General features: G+C 67.2%; 15 protein-coding genes and 3 pseudogenes. 8 read left to right on the top strand and 10 right to left on the bottom strand.

Features of this window, described 5'->3' with window-relative positions:
* Positions 1-266 precede the first annotated feature (266 nt).
* Positions 267-623, bottom strand: coding sequence for an integrase core domain-containing protein (locus AB0J87_RS64010; protein ID WP_363985800.1), 357 nt, complete (start codon positions 621-623; stop codon positions 267-269).
* Positions 624-2295: 1672 nt separating this feature from the next.
* Here AB0J87_RS64010 and AB0J87_RS64005 point away from each other — a divergent pair.
* From AB0J87_RS64005 to AB0J87_RS63995, 3 genes and pseudogenes are all read left to right on the top strand, one after another.
* Positions 2296-2831: pseudogene (locus AB0J87_RS64005) on the top strand (transposase); the annotation flags it as partial.
* 533 nt (positions 2832-3364) lie between these two features.
* Positions 3365-4600 (top strand): group II intron reverse transcriptase/maturase, encoded by a 1236-nt coding sequence (locus AB0J87_RS64000; RefSeq protein ID WP_363985798.1) that lies wholly within the window; start codon positions 3365-3367, stop codon positions 4598-4600.
* Positions 4546-5801 (top strand): IS3 family transposase gene (locus AB0J87_RS63995; protein WP_363985796.1). Its coding sequence is split into 2 segments (ribosomal slippage): positions 4546-4852 and positions 4852-5801, totalling 1257 coding nucleotides; the frame shifts between segments, so codons are not numbered across the junction. Before AB0J87_RS64000 ends, AB0J87_RS63995 begins: the two co-directional genes overlap by 55 nt.
* A 746-nt stretch (positions 5802-6547) precedes the next feature.
* Here AB0J87_RS63995 and AB0J87_RS63990 read toward each other — a convergent pair.
* Genes AB0J87_RS63990 through AB0J87_RS63980 form a run of 3 tightly spaced genes read right to left on the bottom strand, consistent with a single transcriptional unit; the run spans position 6548 to position 7665 of the window.
* Positions 6548-7102, bottom strand: a complete 555-nt coding sequence (locus AB0J87_RS63990; protein ID WP_363985794.1) for a hypothetical protein — start codon at positions 7100-7102, stop codon at positions 6548-6550.
* Between the two features lies 1 nt (position 7103).
* Positions 7104-7280 carry a hypothetical protein gene (locus AB0J87_RS63985; protein WP_363985792.1) on the bottom strand — a complete coding sequence of 59 codons (177 nt, stop codon included), beginning with the start codon at positions 7278-7280 and terminating at the stop codon, positions 7104-7106.
* A complete protein-coding gene (locus tag AB0J87_RS63980) occupies positions 7258-7665 on the bottom strand; it encodes a hypothetical protein (protein WP_363985790.1) in 408 nt (135 codons plus the stop codon). Before AB0J87_RS63980 ends, AB0J87_RS63985 begins: the two co-directional genes overlap by 23 nt.
* Before the next feature lie 524 nt (positions 7666-8189).
* Here AB0J87_RS63980 and AB0J87_RS63975 point away from each other — a divergent pair.
* Complete coding sequence (locus AB0J87_RS63975; RefSeq protein WP_363985788.1) at positions 8190-11099, top strand: BTAD domain-containing putative transcriptional regulator; 2910 nt, start codon at positions 8190-8192, stop codon at positions 11097-11099.
* Between the two features lie 75 nt (positions 11100-11174).
* On the opposite strand, the pseudogene AB0J87_RS63970 reads toward AB0J87_RS63975, so the two are convergent.
* Positions 11175-12487, bottom strand: a pseudogene (locus tag AB0J87_RS63970) (transposase); the annotation flags it as partial.
* 1 nt (position 12488) lies between these two features.
* Positions 12489-12737, bottom strand: a pseudogene (locus tag AB0J87_RS63965) (enoyl-CoA hydratase/isomerase family protein); the annotation flags it as partial.
* Positions 12738-12751: 14 nt separating this feature from the next.
* Here AB0J87_RS63965 and AB0J87_RS63960 point away from each other — a divergent pair.
* The gene (locus AB0J87_RS63960) at positions 12752-13159 is read left to right on the top strand and encodes a Tn3 family transposase (protein ID WP_363985786.1); all 408 of its coding nucleotides are present in this window, start codon (positions 12752-12754) and stop codon (positions 13157-13159) included.
* A 257-nt stretch (positions 13160-13416) separates the two neighbouring features.
* Here AB0J87_RS63960 and AB0J87_RS63955 read toward each other — a convergent pair whose 3' ends face one another.
* Positions 13417-14151 carry a PaaX family transcriptional regulator C-terminal domain-containing protein gene (locus AB0J87_RS63955; RefSeq protein WP_363985784.1) on the bottom strand — a complete coding sequence of 245 codons (735 nt, stop codon included), beginning with the start codon at positions 14149-14151 and terminating at the stop codon, positions 13417-13419.
* A 652-nt stretch (positions 14152-14803) separates the two neighbouring features.
* Here AB0J87_RS63955 and AB0J87_RS63950 point away from each other — a divergent pair.
* Complete coding sequence (locus tag AB0J87_RS63950; protein WP_363985782.1) at positions 14804-15067, top strand: hypothetical protein; 264 nt, start codon at positions 14804-14806, stop codon at positions 15065-15067.
* Positions 15068-15161: 94 nt separating this feature from the next.
* Positions 15162-15329: a hypothetical protein gene (locus AB0J87_RS63945; protein WP_363985780.1), complete on the top strand. Its 168-nt coding sequence runs from the start codon at positions 15162-15164 to the stop codon at positions 15327-15329.
* Between the two features lie 149 nt (positions 15330-15478).
* On the opposite strand, the gene AB0J87_RS63940 is transcribed toward AB0J87_RS63945, so the two are convergent.
* Complete coding sequence (locus AB0J87_RS63940) at positions 15479-16264, bottom strand: hypothetical protein (protein ID WP_363985778.1); 786 nt, start codon at positions 16262-16264, stop codon at positions 15479-15481.
* A 393-nt stretch (positions 16265-16657) separates the two neighbouring features.
* Positions 16658-17071, bottom strand: a complete 414-nt coding sequence (locus AB0J87_RS63935) for a hypothetical protein (RefSeq protein ID WP_363985776.1) — start codon at positions 17069-17071, stop codon at positions 16658-16660.
* A gap of 139 nt (positions 17072-17210) precedes the next feature.
* Here AB0J87_RS63935 and AB0J87_RS63930 point away from each other — a divergent pair, with 139 nt between their 5' ends.
* Positions 17211-18131, top strand: a complete 921-nt coding sequence (locus AB0J87_RS63930; protein ID WP_363985774.1) for an SDR family oxidoreductase — start codon at positions 17211-17213, stop codon at positions 18129-18131.
* A 219-nt stretch (positions 18132-18350) separates the two neighbouring features.
* Here AB0J87_RS63930 and AB0J87_RS63925 read toward each other — a convergent pair whose 3' ends face one another.
* Positions 18351-18671 (bottom strand): integrase core domain-containing protein, encoded by a 321-nt coding sequence (locus AB0J87_RS63925; protein WP_363985772.1) that lies wholly within the window; start codon positions 18669-18671, stop codon positions 18351-18353.
* Positions 18672-18726 lie beyond the last annotated feature (55 nt).

The following is an 18726-nucleotide window of genomic DNA, read 5'->3' as shown; positions in this document are numbered from 1 at the left end:
CCGACGTTGGCGCGTCGGTCATGCTTGTGGATTCACATGATCACCGGGACGGTACACCCCTTCCCAGTGATCCACAGATCTCAAGCATTGCTCCCCAGTGGGCGCAGTGCTGCCGGTACCTCGGTCAGGGCCCGGACGGACCGACCGCAGTCCGGGCCCTGAGCTGCGCAGCGCGCTGTGAGGCTGTCAGGCTGTCCTGGTGTCGGGCACAGTACCGGGGTCACCGTCAGACCAATCAGCTTGTGGGTGCCAGAAACTCGGCCGCCCTATGCGACCTGCGCGTATTCATGGATCAGGCCGCCGAGGCGATCACGTCGGATGACCTTGATATCGGCCTCGGCAGGGTCGGGAAGAGCGCGTAGCGGAGTGGCGTGGCCTAAAGAGCGGTGTGGCCGATGCTCGTTGACGTGCGTCTCGTACTCGGCCAGCACGCGCCGCAGGTGCCGGGCGTTGACGATGAGGATCCGGTCAAGGAGCTCTCGGCGTAGACCGCCGATCCAGCGTTCGGCGAATGCGTTCGCCTGCGGGGTCCGTGGTGGCGTCTGGAGGATGCGGAGGCCCTCGCTGGTGAACACCTCGTCGAACATGGAGATGAACTTCACCTGACGCGTGGAGATCTCCATGATGACCAGGCAGTACAGACGTTGGAATAGCACGGTGTCACAGTGGAAGAAGTCGCACGCCAAGATCCCTGAGGCTTGAACGCGCAGGAACTCACCCCAAGCCGGTCCCGTGCGTCGCGGTGCGGGGTAGATGCCGGCCTTGTTCAAGATGAGCCACACAGTGGAGGCGCCAACCCGGTGGCCCAGACCGGCGAGTTCTCCGGTGATCCGCCGATACCCCCACAGCGGATTCTCCCGGGCCAGGCGAAGAACCAGGACCCGGATTCAAGGACGTGTGCGAGGCCGGCCCTGGCTGTGGCACTTGAATGTCCACCGGCGCCTTACCAGATCAGCGTGCCATCGCAACAGCGTGCCTGGCGTCACGAACAACCGCAGACGACCAGTTGGAGACAGCAGTCGCGATAGCCCGCTGATCAGCGCCCGATCAGCCCATGACGGCCGCGGCCTGGCCACCTGCCGACGCAACACCGCCAGCTGATGACGCAGGACAAGGATCTCCACCTCCTTCGACCTCTGCGAGCGGCCCGGGAGCACCAACCAACCCGCGAGACGGACGAAGATCAGATAAAGCAGACGCAACGCCATGGACAGCGATCATGCTCAACCTAAACACCAGCAGCGAACCACACGTCAACCCCATCACCGAGTTTCTGGCATCAATCAACCACCATCAGCACCATCCCGACGTGCAGCGGGAGGGCGACCTGTTCTACGTCGCGCACTTCAACGCCGGGCTGCAGGTGTACGACGTCTCCAACACCCGCCTCCGCGTGAGGTCGGCTACTTCGTGCCGCCCGACCCACCCGCAGGTACGGGCCGATGCCGGAAGGCAGCCTGGTGGCCCAGACAGAGGACGTGGCCGTGGACCGGCGCGGCTATATCTACATCTCCGACAAGAACCAAGGCATCTACGTGCTGCGCTACATCGGCCCAAGCGCCTGACCGGCGCCATTTCAGTGGCATTTAACTGGCCTTTCAGCGGCCAATTCTAAGCTGAATCTCAAAGCGTGCAAGGAAGGATACGAAATGCGACTCACCGGAAGATACCTGCTATCAAGCTCGGTGGCGATAGCCCTTGCCGCCGGTTTCTCGGTCGGACTCGCGTCCCAAGCGAGCGCTGCCTCTACGTACTGGAAGGTCGGTACGCAGGTCAGCCATAGCCGGGTCTTCTCTGGAGGCAACGGCAGAAATATGCGCTGCTTTGGACCCCAAAACGACATCTCAGACGCGGTGATGTGCTATCGGAGCGACCGGAACGCAACCTACGTACAGAGCAAGAAGGCCAGCGGCTATTTCAAGCTTGGCCAGCACAGGCAGAACGGCGGCGGTTCTATATGGCGTTGCCAGAACAACTACAAAAACAGCGCGGGCACCGGAACATGGGTGGAATGCAAGTGGAGTACGAAACCACGAGCCGGGGCTTGCGCCACCGCGAGAGTCGGGCATGGGCAAAACGACTGGTTCAAACTGAGCACAGTGGGTGACCTTATATGTTTCTAGCCCTGGTAGCGGCGACCTCGTAAGACCTGAGCAACCCGGGGTTGCTCTATGGGCTCGCGCTCCGCCTGACATGGGGAGTGTCAACTTAACGGCACTGGCCCGTAATCGGTGATGCGCGGCGTGATGCCTGCCAGGCTGGGCCGTGCTGAAGATCGACGATCTTACCAGTGTGGTGTTTGCGGGACTGTCTGCCCTGGTCACCGAGGCAGTAGAAGACGAGGACGACCTCATTCGGGTCATGGCCCGTACTCGCGACGAGCCGGCGCCATGCCCGGTGTGTGGGGCGCTGACCGGTCGGGTGCACGGCTACGCCAGCCGAACGGTCACGGATGTCCCGGTCGACGGGCGGCGGGTGGTGGTGTCGCTACAGGGACGGCGTCTGCTCTGCCCGGCATGGGAATGTGGTCGGCAGACGTTTCGTGAGCAGGTCCACGGCACTGCGCCTGCTCATGCGGCTGCCGCGGCCACCGCTGCGGATCCCGCGCGTGCTGGGTGTCGATAACTTCGCTCTCAAGCGCCGCCACCGTCCTCACCGACGCCGAGACCGGCGAGCGGATCGACGTGCTGCCCGGCCGCGGTGCCGACGTCCTGGAAGCCTGGCTGCGATGCCACCCCGGAGTCGAGATCGTCTGCCGCGACGGATCGGGCGCCTACGGCGAGGCGATCCGACGCGCTTTGCCGGATGCGGTGCAGGTCAGCGACCGGTGGCAGTGCGCCATGAGGCGCCTGGTCGTATCCCCGGCTCAGCCGGGAGGAATTGGAAGGAGGTTCCTGGGTCCGATGGCTTACCTGGATCCGAAAGGTGAAGGGGACAGCAGCATGTCATTGAAGCGGCGGTCGTGCTCAGGCGTTGGAGACGGCGCGTCGTGGGACCCGCGTGATATGGCGAAAGCTGGATTGCCTGAATCCCAATCTCCAGTTGATGGAAGGTCGCATCCGTCGGAAATCGACGCCCGAAGCCGACGCCGCGCTCTGCCCGGGTTTAGTGCCATGACCTGGGCACTTTCCGAGCACGGAGCGATGCCCAGTGAGGGCATTGAAGGAGTTGAGTGGGACGCCTACCTCACGCTGTCACGTACGGCCAGGACGAACATGGGATCGCCTACGGGACGCGAGTTCTATGGCGACGGAGGCCTCGTAGTAGTCGTCGGAGTCACGACCGGCCAAGGAGTCCGGGAGAGCCGGACGCAGGGCGAAGGGGGCCAGGTGATCGGACACCTCAGGGTCGGGAGGTATGCGTAATGCAGAGCGCCGAAACGGTGCTGGGTGTCCTGCGCGAGCGCGGCAGGCGTGGCCTGCCGTTGAAGGAGTTATATCGGCAGTTGTTCAACCCGCAGTTGTATCTGCTGGCCTACGGGCGCATCTACGCCGACAAGGGAGCGATGACGCCCGGGGCCTCTGGGGAGACCGTGGACGGCATGTCGATCGGCAAGATCGAGGCGCTGTGGTACGAGCGGTATCGGTTGAGCCCAGTCAAGCGGATCCACATCCCGAAGAAGAACGGCAAGACAACCAGACCCTTGGGTCTTCCGCCGTGGTCGGACAAGCTCGTCGACGAAGTGGTACGGCTCCTGCTGGACGACTTCGTCGAGAAGGTTCTGATCCCGCACTGCACCCGAGAGCGGATCCGCAGGCAGGACACCGCCTATGCCAGGGTGCGCGCCGCCAGAGAGCGGGCGCACAAGCGCGGAGACCACGCCACGGCGCGGGAGTTGCGCAAGCAGTTGTGGAGCATGCCCAGCGGGGATCCCCGAGATCCCGGCTTCCGGCGGCTGCGCTACGTCCGGTACTGCGACGACATCCTGCTCGGGTTCACCGGACCCAAGGCCGAAGCCGAGGAGATCAAACAGCGCCTGACCGCGTTTCTGCGCGACGAACTCGCGCTGGAGCTGTCGGCGGACAAGACACTGATCACGCACGCCCGAACCCAGGCGGCGCGTTTCCTCAGCTATGAGATCATCGTGCTGCACAACGATCGCAAGGTCACTCGCGGCCGGCGCAGCGCCAATGGCGTCGTCAGCCTCAAGGTGCCGGCATCGGTGATCAAGGCTAGGAAGACCGCCTACCTGTCTCGCGGCAAAACCGAGAGCAGGCCCCGTCTGATCAACGAAGACGACCACACCATCGTCAATACCAACGGGGCCGAGTGGCGGGGCATCGTCCAGTACTACCTGCTGGCCGGGAACGTCCATCGTCTCCACCGGCTCGGTTGGGTCATGGAGACCTCGCTGTTGAAGACTCTGGCCAGCAAGCACCGCTCGTCGGTGGCGAAGATGGCCCGCATATACGCGGCCACCATCACCACCCCGCACGGGGCCACGCAAGTGCTTCGAAGCCAGATCGAACGCAGCGGCAGGAAACCACTGGTCGTGGACCCGTCCGGCATTGATGGAGGCTCCTGCGGTTGGAAAGGATGGAGCCCATGGCCGGTCGATCTTCTTCGCATCCCTCCCAGCGTTGGTACCCGCCAGAGCTGAAGCAGCGTGCGGTCCGGATGGTGCAGGAAGCGATCCAGCAGTCCGGCAAGTCCCACGGAGTGATCACTCGGGTGGCGCGCCAACTCGGTGTCGGATCCGAATCGCTGCGCAGCTGGGTGCGCCAAGCTGAGGTCGACGCCGGGCAACGGCCAGGCACGACGACGGAGGACGCGCAGCGGATCGCCGAGCTGGAGCGCGAGGTGCGCGAGCTGCGCCGGGCCAACGAGATCCTCAAGGCAACTTCGGCTTTTTTCGCGAGCCAACTCGACCCACGCCCGCCCAGATGAACGCCTTCATCGACGCCCACCGCGAGAAGTTCGGCGTCGAGCCGATATGCCGGGTGCTGCAGCATCCGCCATCGACCTACTACGCCGCCCGGTCCCGGCCGCCTTCCGCCCGCGCCGTCCGCGACCAGCAGCTCAAAGCCGAGATCACGCGCCTGTTCCAGGACAACTACCGCTGCTACGGCGTCGGCAAGATGTATCACCAACTGCGCCGCGACGGCCATCAGGTGGCGCGCTGCACCATGCGCCGGCTGATGCGCCAGCTGGGCATCCATGGGCTGGTGCGCGGCAAGCCCACCTGCACCACCCTCTCCGACCAGCATGCACATCGGCCAGAGGACCTGGTCGGCCGTGACTTCCATGCTGTGGCGCCGAACCGGTTATGGGTAGCGGATCTGACCTACATCCGCACCTGGAGCGGCTGGGTGTACGCGGCGTTCATCATCGACGTGTACCCACGCATGATCGTCGGCTGGCAGCTGGCCACCCACCTGCGCACCGACCTGGCCTTGGACGCCCTGGGAATGGCCATCTGGCGCCGCCGCAACCACAACCCGACTGGCGACGCTGACCTGTCGCAACTGGTGCATCACTCCGACCGCGGCGTTCAATACCTGTCCATCCGCTACACCGAGCGCCTGGCCCAGGCCGGCGCCCTCAGCTCGGTGGGAAGCCGCGGCGATTCCTACGACAACGCACTCGCCGAGTCCTTCAACGGCATCTTCAAGGCAGAGCTGATCCGTCGCCACGGCCCCTGGACCGGACTCGACACCGTGGAGCTGGCGACGCTGGAATACCTCGACTGGTACAACCACCGAAGGTTGCACACCGCCTGCGGCCACCAGCCGCCAGCGGAGTTCGAAACCATCTACTACCGTCACAACCACAACCCCATCACGACAGCAGAAACCAAGTAGGCAGCTGTCCATCAAACCCGGCCGGGTTCAGACTTTCTTTCGCAGCCGTCCATGCCACCCGTGGCGATGGCGCCTGTCGGGCCGCTAGTGGCGGTGAGCGGCTGTAGGTACGGCGCGGAGGTGAACGACATGTCGCCGCCGTCCACATTCTTGACGGTGTAGCGGATGAAGTACGGCACGATGCCCTTGGCCCGGGAACCGAACCTGCGTTCGAACGTCGCTTGGGGCCCTTCTCGACGGCTGTCACGGTGATTTTGATCGACCCGTTGCGGTACGGCAGGATCGCCTGCTGCCCGACCCGCAGCCGGGTGCCCGCCTTCGTCGTGCTCCGTTTGACTGGTCGCGATGGGGGCTCGGTTTCATGTAGCGTTTCCGTCGCGGGTCGCTGTTGCGGTTCCGCCGCCGACGCATCCGCCTTCGGCGCCTGCCGGGCAGCGACGGACTCGGCGATGTCCTGCGCGCTGCAGCCGCTGAGGCTCATCACCACCGTGGTGAAGGCTACGAGCGCCGCGGCTTGCGGGTGTCTCATGAAGATGAATTCCTTCCTGACCCGCGTCAGGCCATGGGCGTGGAACGGGATACACGCCGAGCGGGCCTTGCGCGTGGCGCCGGTGTTCCAGCGCTTGCCTGGACGAGGTCGTGCTGGCGTGATGGCGGACCATCGTGGAGCAGAGCGCTGAAACGATGCTGAATCCGGCTGGACCACTCATGCGCGGCCGGGCCGGGCAGGTGCGGGTGCGGTTGCGTCAGCCGGTGTAGCGCAAGATGTGGATGCCCTGGTTCTTGTCGGAGATGTAGATGTTGCCGCGGGTGTCCACCACGACGTCCTCCGTCTGGGCCACCAACTCCCCCTCGGGCATCGGGCCGTACCTGCGGACGGGGTCCGGGGGCACGAAGTAGCCGACCTCGCGCGGCAGGCGGGTGTTGGAGACGTCATAGATCCGCAGGCCGGCGTTGAAGTGCGCGACATAGAACAGGTCGCCCTGTTTCTGCACGTCGGGGTGGTGCTGGTGGTGGTTGATGTTGTGCGGACCGCTCCAGCCGCCCCTGCTCGAGAAGTCCGGGTACGGCGCTCCGGGTGGTGGTTCGGGCGTCGGCAGCAGGGACAGCAGCCAGGGGTTGGCCGGGTCGGAGATGTCCACGATGGAGGCGTGCGGGGCGGCGCCCTTGCCGTAGGACACGTTCTCGGAGTTCGCGAACGCGATCCTCCTGTCCGGGATCGGGAGCACGCCGTGCACCCCGAAGCGGGAGTGAAAGGGCGGACTGAAGTTCAGCCCGCCGACCGGCTTCGGCTCGGTCACGTCAGAGATGTCCAGCACCGACCAGCCCGGCCGCGCCGTAGGGCAGGTAGGCCAGGTCGCCGGTGACGTACGGGGGCCCGTGCAGGGACACGTCCGCGCCGTTCGCGCAGCAGAAGCCGTGCGGGTGCGGCAGCTCGGGCGCGGGCGTGCCCTCCTCACCGTCCCGCTGTCCCGGCACCCACCAGCGCCCCACCTCCCTGGGCCGGGTGCTCGATGTCGACGATGGTGTAGATGTTGCCGCGGAATCCCTTCACGCCCGCCGCCACATGCACGTAGCGGCCGCCCGGATAGAGGTTGCGGTGCGTCCCGGTGCCGCCGGTCGTGTAGTGGCCGAGCCTGCGGGGGCGTACGGGGTCTTTGATGTCCCAGATGTAGAGGCCCTCCTCGAAGGCCGCGTCCGGGTCGCCGCCGAAATTGGGGAAGATCTGCTCCAGGGGGTCACCATGATGTCGCCGTGCAGATCCACCTGCAGCGTCCAGGTGTCCTTCGGCCCTGGCACGAACGCCACCACCTCCGGCCGCCGCGCATCGGTGACGTCCACGACACTCCAGCCCGAGTCCCAAAAGTGACCGGTGTACAGGTACCACCGCTCCCCCACACGGCGGATCGCCATCTTGAAGGCCGGCCGGTGATCCATATCGGTGTAGCCGACTACCTCCACTTTCCGGGCGAACTGACCACGCGGACCCGCGGTCACCGCATCGGCCTGCGCCGATGCCGGGGCCGCCTGGGCCACCTCCGCGCCTGCCCGTGCCGGCGTCGCGCCCGTCGAGGTCGCCGCCAGGGCGGAGGCCGCCGTCAGCGAGGTATGCAACGCCTGCGGCCGCGACACCCCGAGGCCTTGTCGTCGGACTTCCACGACTCTCCTCACGTAGACGATCAAGAGCGGGACCAGCCAAGCCGACCATCCGTAAAATCGACCGAAAGATCATCTTTAAGCGGGCAGTCCTGTCGTTGAAGATCACATGTGTCCACGTAGTGCGGCATGCGCCGCCACATATGTGACGATCTATGCACGCAGCGAGCACTACAATGATCGTCATGAGCTGTGAAGAGCCCGCCCTGGAGCCGTGCGGCGTGCGAGGGTATGGCGGCGTCTGACAGCCGATTCCCACAGACGCGCCAGCTGGACGACGTAGAGTTCCGCCTGCTGGGGCCGGTTGGGATCTGGGCGCGTGACACGTTCGTCGGGCCCGCCACTCCGCATCAGCGCTCGGTGCTGGCGATGCTGTTACTCAACATGGGTCGGACGGTTCCTCTCGATCGGTTGATGAGGGCGGTCTGGGAGCGGGAGTCTCCGCCCTCGGCGCGCAACGCCGTTCAGGGATACATATCCAGGCTCCGACGGCTGCTCGCTCAGATGTCCGACGTCGAGTTGTCCACCTCCCCGCCGGGATACCGGCTGAGCCTCGACCCGGCGCGGGTGGACCTGCTGCGCTTTCGGGACCTGGTGGCGTCCGCGCACGCGAGCGATCCTGCCACGGCGAGCGAGCTGCTACGACAGGCGCTGGGCCTATGTCAGGGGCCGTTCCTGGCCGATGTGGCGGGTGCTTGGCTGCGCGACACGTACGGCGCGACATTGGAGGAAGAGCGGCTGAGCACGGTCGAGCAGCGCATTGCGATCGACCTGCGGCTGGGGCGGCATCGGGAGGCCGTCGCCGAGCTGGCCTTGCTCATCAGCGAGCATCCGCTGCGGGAGCGGCTGGTCAAGCTCATGATGGTGGCGCTGTGCCAGGACGGCAGACGGGCAGCCGCGCTGGCCGCCTACCGTGACCTGCGCGGGCGACTGGTCGAGGAGCTGGGGATCGATCCCGGGAGCGAGCTGCAGCAGCTGCACCAGCGCATCTTGGAGGATGACGACCTCACCGTATCGGCCGGTGAGTCTGCTACCGTTCTCGTGCGTCATGGCCGCCCGGCAGCGGAGCAGCAACGCGTACCGCTCCCGCCGGTGCCCGCGGAGCTGCCTGCCGGCCCGGTCTCCTTCACGGGGCGATCGGCCGAGTTGGCGCGCGCGTACGAGATGCTCAGCGGGGACCGATCGGACGGGCTGCGGATCTGCCAGATCAGCGGGCTCGGTGGGGTCGGGAAGTCGTCGCTGGCTCTGCGCATCGCGCATGCCGTCGCCGGCGACTTTCCCGATGGCCAGCTGTACATCGACCTGCACGGCCATACGCCGGAAACCGGCTCAGTGAAGCCGATGGAGGCCGTACGCCGCTTCCTGCGCTCGCTCGGCGTGGCCGACTCGGCCATACCCGCGACGCTGGAGGAGGCCGCGGGCCGCTTCCGTTCGCTGACCTACGGCAAGCGCATACTCGTCGTCTTGGACAATGCGCGCGACGTCGCGCAGGTTCGGCCGCTGCTTCCCGGTAGCCCCGGGTGCGCGGTGCTGATCACCAGTCGACGCAAGCTCACCTCCTTCGAGGGCGCCGTACAGATTGCGCTGGATGTGCTGTCTGGCGGAGAGGCCCTCGACCTGCTGCGTGCCATGGTGGGAGAGACGACGGTCGCCGCCGAGCCCGCTGAGGCGGTCGAGGTGATACGGCTGTGCGGTGGTCTGCCCCTGGCATTGAGCCTGGCGGCGGCACGATTGCGGGCTCGGCCGGCCTGGTCGCTGGCGATCCTGGTCAACCGGCTGGAGAACAGCCGGCGGCGGTTGGACGAGTTGCGTGTCGACGATCGGGCGGTACGGGCCAGCTTCCAGACCAGCTACCAGGATCTGCACGGGGATCTGCGGGGCCGGGCCGCGGCGCGGATGTTCCGGATGCTGGGCATGCTCGACGGGCCTGATGTCAGCCTGTCCGCCGCGGCCGCGCTGGCCGATCTCCCCGAGGAACGAGCGCAGTATCTGCTCGATCACCTGGTCGATGCGCAACTGGTGGACAACTACGTCCCTAACCGCTACCGGTTGCACGACCTGCTGCGTCTGTTCGCCCGCGAGCGCGCCGAAGAAGAGGAGAGCCTGCAGGTACGGCACCTCGCCCTCCGCCGGCTCCTGCGTCACTACCTGGCCACCGTCCGCACGATCAGCCGGAAGCTGAACAGGGGCAGCACGTGGCGGCTGGAGATTGGGCCGTCCGACCTGACGCACCCGGATGTGAGCTTGGAGACGAGCCAGGAGACCAGGGCGTGGATCGCCGCCGAGGTGGACATCATCCTGGCGGCCATGGAGCAGGCGGTACGCACGCCCGTGGCGGACGAGGTGGTGGGCCTGGCGGCGATGCTCGCCGTCCTGCTGCACGAACATGGCCTCTACCTCAAGCAGTTCCGCCTCAGTGAGCTGGCGCTGGTGGCCGCCAAGCACACCAACGACCCACTCCACCTGGCCGTTGCGCACGGCGATCTCGGCTGGGCTCACATCTACACAGGACGCCCCGACCACGCCATCCGTCATCTGCACAGGTCCCGGACCGCCTTCCGCCGGGCCGGGAACACCAGCCGCGAAGCGGCGCTGCTCGACTACATCGGGGTCGCCCACAGGAGCGCGGGCCGCTATGAGGCAGCCATCTCCTATCACCTGCGTGCCCTCGCCCATGTCGGCGAGGCGGGCAACTGCCTGACCCCGGCGACGGTCCTCACACACCTGGGGCTGGCCTACCAGCGAACGGGGCAGTTCGATTCGGCCATCGCCGCCCACACACGCACAATCGAGATCTACAAAGAGGCCAACATCTCAGCCTATCTTGGCCTTTCTGTCGCTCACCTCGCCGAGGCGCACCGCCTGGCCGGACAATCGGGGCAAGCCATCGCCCTTTACCAGGAGGCTCTCGACCTTCACCGGGAAGCGGGCCCCATCAGCGAGTTCCGGCGAGCCGACATCCTCTGGGGGCTGGGGCGTGCCCTCCACAACGCGGGCAGAACCACCGACGCTCGCCGCTACTGGCGACGCTCGATCGCCATCATGCAGGACCTCAACCTCATCACCGCCGAGGAAAGGAACTCTCTGGAAAACAACGAAACTCCCGCGACACCGCAGGTGATCGAAAAACAATATTACTGAGCCTGCAACACCTCGTCCCGGACAGACCAGATTGACCGTGGTCCCGCGTCGCCCCAGTTCGCGGAGGCGACTGGGTCCGAGCTTGACCAGGCGGCGGAGATTGAGGGCGGTGGCGCGGTGGTGGAGCCAGCGGTCGTTGGCGTGGCTGCCGCGGTAGGGCAGACGGCGGTTGCCGCGGGCGACCAGCCAGGCCACGGCGCGCTCCACCATGGGCCGCCGGCGACGGTAGTCGTCCTGCCAGGCGGGGTCGGTGGCGGCTTGGTGGCGGGCTGCGGGTTGTAGATCGTGGTGCGGGCGGATGGTCATCACGGGGGCCGGTCTTGGCGGTGGTGCAGCGATCATGCAGGGGGCAAGCGGCGCACCGGCCGGTGAAGGTGGCGTGGCGCTGCTGGTGGAGGCCTGCCGGGTCGGCGAGCGGGACGGTGTGCCCGGCGGGGGCAGGTGACGGTGCCGGCGCTCGTGTCGATGACGAAGTCGTCGAGGGTGAATCCGCCGGCCACGGTGGGCTTGAGCGCGGGCGGTTTGATCAGCAGCCGGTGTCCGGCCTCGTGATGGGCGGCTCCAGCACCGGGGCGTAACGCGACGGCGGTGACCGCCAGGTGAGCCTTGTAGCCGTCGTCACGGTGCTGACCGCTTTTGTGGATGTTGCGGGGCGACGGTGGAGATGATCCGGTCGGGTGCGGTGCGGCTGGCGATCCGCCACCGTCCGTCGGTGCCGTCGGCGGGTTCGACGTCTTGGCCGGCGATCAGGGCCGGCAGGCCGACCGCGTGTTCGGCCGGCTCGTCGAGGTCCTGGCCGGCCAGGTGGTCCAGCAGGGTGAGCGCATCAGTGACCAGGCCATTGACCAGGGCGTTCTTGGCCCCCTCGTCGTCCCAGGCGATCTTCGGCTTGCCCGGGTCGGCGTAGTCGTGGGCGTGACAGTGTGCCGCCAGGAGCGCGGTCGCGCCGGGTACCTGGTAGGCCACCCGGCGGATGGCAGCGACCAGCTGGGTGATGGTGTCCTGGGTGGCGACCGCATCCAGCAGCACCGCCGAATCCAGCGCCCGCCGAGTCCGGCCCGCCAGTACCCCAGTCTGCTCCACCACGGTGCGTACGGCCTGGAAGATCCGGTCCGGATCCGACGAGCGGGCCAGCCCACGCCGGAAATATGTAAACAGCGACGGATCCAATCCCTTGTCATACAGGCCAAGCCCGCAGGCGGCCTTCCAGCGCAGGTCGAACCGCAGCGCCGCCACCGTGGCCAGCAGACCCGGCGGCACCGATGGACGCCCCTTCACCGGCGCGTACATGTCCTCGAACGCTTGCGGCGGAACAGCACTCGCCGGTGTTCGGCCAGGAACGCGAACACGCTCCTGGCCGAAATCAACTCCCGGCACACGACCCACACCTCAGGCCCGGCCGGCGGCCAGGGGAGCGCTTGCGGCCAGGCGCTGGGCGAACGCGGTCGCCTCGGGCAGCACCTCGCCGAGGGAGCACACGTGCGTGACAATGCCCAGGTGGGCGGCCTCCGATGCGGTGACGGGATCGCCAGTGAGCAGGTAGCGCTTGGCCAGGGCGGGTCCCATGGCCATCGGCCAGATGGCCGCGCCGCCGTCGCCTACGACGACGCCGATCCGCACATGCGGGTCCGCGATGGTCGCCGCGTCCGCCCATGAAGATCGCGTCGCAGAACGGCGCGATCGTCCCCCCGAGGCCGGTCGACCAGCTGAACAAGGGCGAGAGCCTGCACGCGCTGCGCCGCGACCTGCACTACGCCCACCAGGGTGCCATCACCAAGCCGGCCCTGGCCGATCAGACTGACCAGGCGTGGCGTCTGACCGTTTTGACCAACTCTGTCATTACCTGGACCACCGAGTATTACTCGCTGGCTGTACGGCAGTTGCGTGCGGCTCGCCGGGACGTCCCGGACGAGCTGCTGACCCACATCTCCCCGGCGCACAGCGAGAACATCAACTTCTTCGGCGTGATCACTGTGGATGTCGAGGCGGAGCTGGCCAAGCTGGACGGCAGCGGCTGGCGGCCCTTGCGGCCGGTGGCCACAGATATGACATTGATGTGATCGTGCGTGCCTGCCCGGCCCTGTGGGCCTGGGCGGCGTCAGCCCAGCATCTGACGGCATCCTGTCGCTCCAGGGCGCCGTGAGGGTTGTGCGGCCGGGCCTGGCTCAGCCGACGGGTCGGCTACCGCAGCGCGGCGGCGCAGTGTTCGGCGATGGGTGCAATGCGAGGCGGTCGTGGCGCTTACTGCCCGCTGCTCGCCGCCGGCATCTCAACATGCCTGCTTGTGTCAGCGACAGCCTGACGGGGAAACCACAGGTCAACGTCTCGCCGTCTCGGCTACGAGCGCGTTCAGCTGCTTTTCGGCGGACGGGCCAAGGCGCGTGTCAAGCCGCTGGAACGTGCGTGTGGAGCGCTGCGCGGGCCAGTCTTCATCGAGGTACGCGGGGGGCAGGCCGGGGTCGGCGCGAAGGAGGAGGCCCCAGTCGGCGTGCAGCAGCAGAAGCTGGGGTAGGGCGCCCACAGCAGGTGGCTCCGCGCCTTCCCATCGAGCGAGGAAGCTCAGGTGACCTGAGCGCAGCGCGTTGACATCCCAGGCTTTGCGCACCAGTTGCTCGGGCTGGCTCGGCGCGGCGGGCGTGCCGTGAAAGGCCTGCACGAGTCCCAACACCTCCGGAGTGGGAAGGTTGCGGAGCAGTTCCTCGACGTCTACACGTCCGGGGGCAACCCATACGTTGGGGTGGACGGCACCGAATCCGGCCCACATCAGTCGACCCTGCAGTTGGTAGCGCAGGTTTCGCAGGCTTTCGGGGACGGGGCAGCTCAACACGGTCCAGATGCCTTCGGGATGGTCGAACGGTGTCGGCGAGAACATCCGCTCTCGGCCTCGCCGTAGCAGTGCCCTCCCCTCGTCCGTCAGTTGGAAGGCGCTGGTGCGGCCGTGCTTGTGGCGGGCGAGAAGAGAGCGGTGCACCATCCGGTTCAGTGCCGCTCGTGTGGCGGACTCGGAGATTCCCAGGGCGCTCGATGCGGACAACAACACCTGCGTGGGCAACGGCGGCACCGCCGCGAGCTCCGCCCGGACGCCGAGACTCCCTGTCGGCCTACCTCACGCAATCGGTGCTCTGTGCCCCAGTGCTGGCCGCGTGGGAGCTCGGGCTCGGCGCCCACCGTGCTCCTCTACGCCCAGCCGGCCACCCGCATCACGCAACTCAAGACCAGCGACATGACCGTCTCCGGTGATCAAGTGCTACTCCAGATCGCTGAGGAAGAACTACCGCTGCCCGAACCTCTCGACTACCTGATCACAACCCTCATCACCCAGCGCCGCAACATGGGAACAGCAGCCAACCCCTCCTCGCCCTGGCTGTTCCCCGGCCAACGCCCCAACCGCCCGATCACCACCAACCAGCTACGCAAACGGCTCAGAGGCATTGGCATCGCACAAGCCAGCCGCACCGCTGCCTTCAACCAACTCCTCCGAGAAATCCCCGCCCCTGTCCTGGCCGACCTCGTCGGCTGCCACCCCCGCTTCGCCGCTGAACGAGCCACCACCCTCGCCACCGACTGGGACAACTACGCCGCCCTCCGAGCCACACAGCGCCCCGCCAACCGGTGGCAGAAGGAGGAATACAAGCCCTCCGAATATGAGATGGCACCGGTCGAATCGCTGATCGCGGCCTGCGGTAACAGATGCGAGCCGTTGCGTGAAGCGTCCTGTCATCTGCGGCAAGGAGGACGCCGTGCCCGCCGTGACGCCGCTGTCGGCCGCCCAGCGCCTGACGGTCCGCGCTGCGGCCGACGCCGTCCTCGACATCCTGCCCAACCCCAACACCGTGCGCGCCTACGCCGCCGGTGTCGGCAAGATCGCGTTCTGGCTCGGCGAGTACCGCCCGCTCGCGGCAGTGGCCGACGACGAGATCGGCGAGGCCCTGGAAGCCCTGTGGGGCGGCGCGGTGGTCAACACTTAGAACGCCCGCCGCGCCGCCGTACTGTCCTGGCTCGCCTGGTGCCGCGAGCACGGCTACACCGCACCAGCCGTGCCCGCACGGCCTGGGCGCAGGCATGGCCATGACCCTGGATGGCCAGGGTCGGCCGATGATCGCCTGGGTGGACGACGCGGGGCTGTTCAACAGGAACAATTGGGCGCTCAAGGTCACCACAGTGCTCAACGCCGGGCAACGTGAATCGAACGCGCGTCCAGGTGTTTCGGCCCGAGACACCTTTCCTTAATGGACGGGCGTCGTCCATGGTGGCCAGCAACCGGGGGGTGCGGGTGTCGGCTCCGCCGATTCGGTGGCGGCGGGCCGGGTAGCTGGCACGGCGGCGGCCGGCGCCATCCCGGCGGCCTCGGCCACGGCCGATCGCCGGGACGGCACGGCTTATCGCCCGCCCTCCGCACCGGCCACGAGCGGCGTCCGGGCGGTGGGCAGGACGACCTGGCCAGTGACGAACTCACTCCACAGGCCGAAGGTCAGCGTGTCGCCCGACTCGGCCGTAGTTTCGGCGAAGCCGACCGTGCGGCCCTGGTACTGGCGGGTGGCGCCGAAGGAGAGCTGGAACCGGATGGTGCCCGCGCGGTCCTGCGGCGGCACGGACGTGGGCGGCAGGATCTCGTCCAGTACCCACCGGTAGTCCTTGCGGTACGGGTCGGAGACCCGCTCCAAGGTCTGCTCCAGGATCACCTCGGAGGCGGGCAGCACCACCAGTACCCCGGGCAACGGCCCCACCCGCGTGTTGAAGGCCAGCACCTCCTGCGACTGCCCGTCCGCGGACTCTCCGAGCCCGCCGCCGATCCGCGACCCCGCCGGGCACGCCTGCGCCCCCTGCTTCTCGATCACGGTACGCGCACAGGCTGGAAAGGCACCGGGGTTGAAGCTCACCGACCGGTCGAACAGGAACACGAACCGCCGCGCCCCGGCCGGAACCTCCCCCGTCTCGGCCCGACTGCGCCGGTCGAAGGCTATCGTCACGCTTCGGCCGGCCCCGCGGGTCGCAGTCACCGACAGCGAATCGATGTTCTTCGTGCCCTCGATGTCGGGCTCGTAGGAACGCTGCGGCCCGCCGGGGGCGGGATCGGGCAGGGCGGGGCTCGCGACTGCCGGCGGTGTGAGCACGGACAGGCAGGCGACCACGGTCGCCGCGGTCAGAACAGTTTTCAGCTTCACGACGCTCCAAGAAGTGGATCAACAAGGTACGGGTCAACACATAATCAACGAACCCCGAAAAGCCATGTAAAGGCCGGAGTAGATGCCTAAGGGGTGACGTGCTCGAAGCAGCCGGTCCGCTCGCCCGCCTCTTCCTCGACCTGCTCCGTCAGCCCTTGCCGCGACCCGCCCCGGCCCTCAGGCCGGACTACGCTCGCAGACCTGGCCGTGCACGGTGGGTCGGAAAGCGCCACAGGGGCTGTGAGCCACGGAAACGCCTGCGGGCACGCTGAAGCGGCATGTCACTGGGCGTGGGTGTTGTGCCGTCAGGCGACTGTGGCGGGCATGGCATCGACGATTCCTTGGGAACGGGACGTCGAGTTTCGAAGAGCCAGGGGTTTTCTCTGCAAGCCCTCACGCAGGAGCCGGGGGTGGAGGGAACAAAGCGCGAAAGTTATGGACGACCGGGTTGGAGTCGCCGGTGCGCCAGGTCAGGTCCAGGGTCACCACGCGGGTCAGTGGTGACAGCGGCCGGAAAACGACGTCGCCGCAGCGGAGGCGGGCCACCGACTCCGGCACGATCGACACCCCGAGCTCCCGCGGCGGCGACCCGCGAGTCGCCCGGTTGAGCGGGCCTGGCGGCCGGACCGGGAAGATGGGAGAGGGGAAGGCGGACGTTGGCGCGTACAGAGGGATCAGCAGACCGGCGAACGCCGGGACGCCGAGTTTCTCCGCGACGTAGGGCCCGCCGAGAGGCTTGGGGTGGTACACGACGACATCAGCCGGTCGCGCCGCGAGCGCCGCATGGTCGTCCAGGAGGCCGATCACCGCGTCCGTACACACTCCAGAACTGCCCGCTCGACATGTAAAAGGCCATAGCCGACGGTTATAGCCATAGGTATTGGACGAGAATCGGCCTGCCGATGACCATGATGATCGATCCCAGCTCACCAAGTGGAGAGACATCATGACCGAACGACCCCAGCTGCAGCCGTCGAGGCGGGCGATCCTCACGAGGGGCGCCAGGGGCGCGGTGGCGCTGGCCGCCGGGGCCGTGGCCGCCGCCGCGCCCGCCTCGGCCAACACGCAGAACCCGCCCGCCCCTTCCACGGGGATGGCCGACCGCCGCGGGCGCTTCGCCGGCAAGGTGGTGCTCATCACCGGCGCGACGTCGGGCATCGGACAGGCCACCGCGTACGAGATGGCCAGGCAGGGCGCGCACGTGTTCTTCTGCGGGCGGCGAGAGGAGCTCGGCCGGCGGCACGAGCGGGAGATCAGGCGGTTCGGCGGGGAGGCCACGTACATGCGGGCTGACGTGTCGAAGGAGGACGAGGTGCGGGCGTTCGTGAGCGAGTGCGTACGCCGGTACGGGCGGGTCGACATCGCCTTCAACAACGCCGGCATCGAGAGCCCCACCGCCGCGGCGCTGCACGAGCAGACGCTGAGCGACTTCGAGCAGGTCTGGCGCACGAACGCGGCCGGGGTGTTCCTGGCGATGAAGTACGAGATCCCGCACATGCTCCGACAGGGCGCAGGAATCATCGTCAACACCGCCTCCATCTCGGCCGAGGTCGGCTTCGCGACGATCTCGCCCTACAACGCGAGCAAGCACGCGGTGGCGTCGCTGACCAAGGTGGCCGCACTGGAGTACGCAGACAAGAACATCCGAATCAACGCGCTGGCCCCAGGTGCCGTGGACACGCCGATGCTGGAGCGGGCGGCAAAGGCGTTCGGGGTGACGTACGAGCAGATCGCGCAGGACTACCCGATCAAGCGGATCGTACGACCACAGGAGATGGCTCGGGTGGTGATGTGGCTGTCGTCCGACGACGCGACCGCCGTCCTCGGCACGGACATCGACGCCTCCGGCGGCTACCTCACTGGCTGACACCCGGTGACGCGCTGACCAGCCAACTGGTGAAGGCTCATGCCGCGCGCGCTTGCCTCGCCTGGTGGGCGGAGCTCGCGTACGCCACGCAAAGCCGCCAAATGGCCATGACCTGGCTGGATGCAATTATCGGCAGGCGCGCTGTTGCCGGGTCTCCGAGACCTCGGGGCCGGGCGACGGCCTTCATGACGCCCTGTGGGTGCCAAGAACTCGGTCGCCCTATGCGACCTGCACGTATTCGTGGATCAGGCCGCCGAGGCGGTCACGCCGGATGACCTCGATATGGTCCTCGGCCGGGTCGGGAAGGGCTCGCAGCGGAGCGGCCTGGCCGAAGGAGCGATGCGGGCGATGCTCATTGAAGTAGGTCTCGTAGGGAGCCAGCACGCGCCGTAAATGGCGGGCGTTGACGATAAGGATCCGATCGAGGAGTTCTCGGCGCAGGCCGCCGATCCGGCGTTCGGCGAACACGTCGGCCCGCGGAGCCCGAGGTGGACTCTTGAGAATGCCGATGCCCGCGGCCGTGAAGACTTCGTCGAACATCGCGGTGAACCTGGTATCCCGATCGCGGATGAGGAACCAGAACCCCTCCGCCCTG

This window comes from Nonomuraea sp. NPDC049625, from assembly GCF_040675285.1.
GTDB classification, from domain to species: domain Bacteria; phylum Actinomycetota; class Actinomycetes; order Streptosporangiales; family Streptosporangiaceae; genus Nonomuraea; species Nonomuraea angiospora_A.
This window is presented reverse-complemented; position numbering and strand designations above follow the sequence as displayed.

What these genes read in the sequence shown, in the direction of transcription:
- AB0J87_RS63925 (WP_363985772.1), bottom strand. Translation starts at nt 18,671, where the DNA reads ATGTTCGACGAAGTCTTCACGGCCGCGGGCATCGGCATTCTCAAGAGT.
- AB0J87_RS63945 (WP_363985780.1), top strand. Translation starts at nt 15,162, where the DNA reads ATGGCCATGACCCTGGATGGCCAGGGTCGGCCGATGATCGCCTGGGTG.
- AB0J87_RS63930 (WP_363985774.1), top strand. Translation starts at nt 17,211, where the DNA reads ATGACCGAACGACCCCAGCTGCAGCCGTCGAGGCGGGCGATCCTCACG.
- AB0J87_RS64000 (WP_363985798.1), top strand. Translation starts at nt 3,365, where the DNA reads ATGCAGAGCGCCGAAACGGTGCTGGGTGTCCTGCGCGAGCGCGGCAGG.
- AB0J87_RS63960 (WP_363985786.1), top strand. Translation starts at nt 12,752, where the DNA reads ATGAAGATCGCGTCGCAGAACGGCGCGATCGTCCCCCCGAGGCCGGTC.
- AB0J87_RS64010 (WP_363985800.1), bottom strand. Translation starts at nt 623, where the DNA reads ATGGAGATCTCCACGCGTCAGGTGAAGTTCATCTCCATGTTCGACGAG.
- AB0J87_RS63975 (WP_363985788.1), top strand. Translation starts at nt 8,190, where the DNA reads ATGGCGGCGTCTGACAGCCGATTCCCACAGACGCGCCAGCTGGACGAC.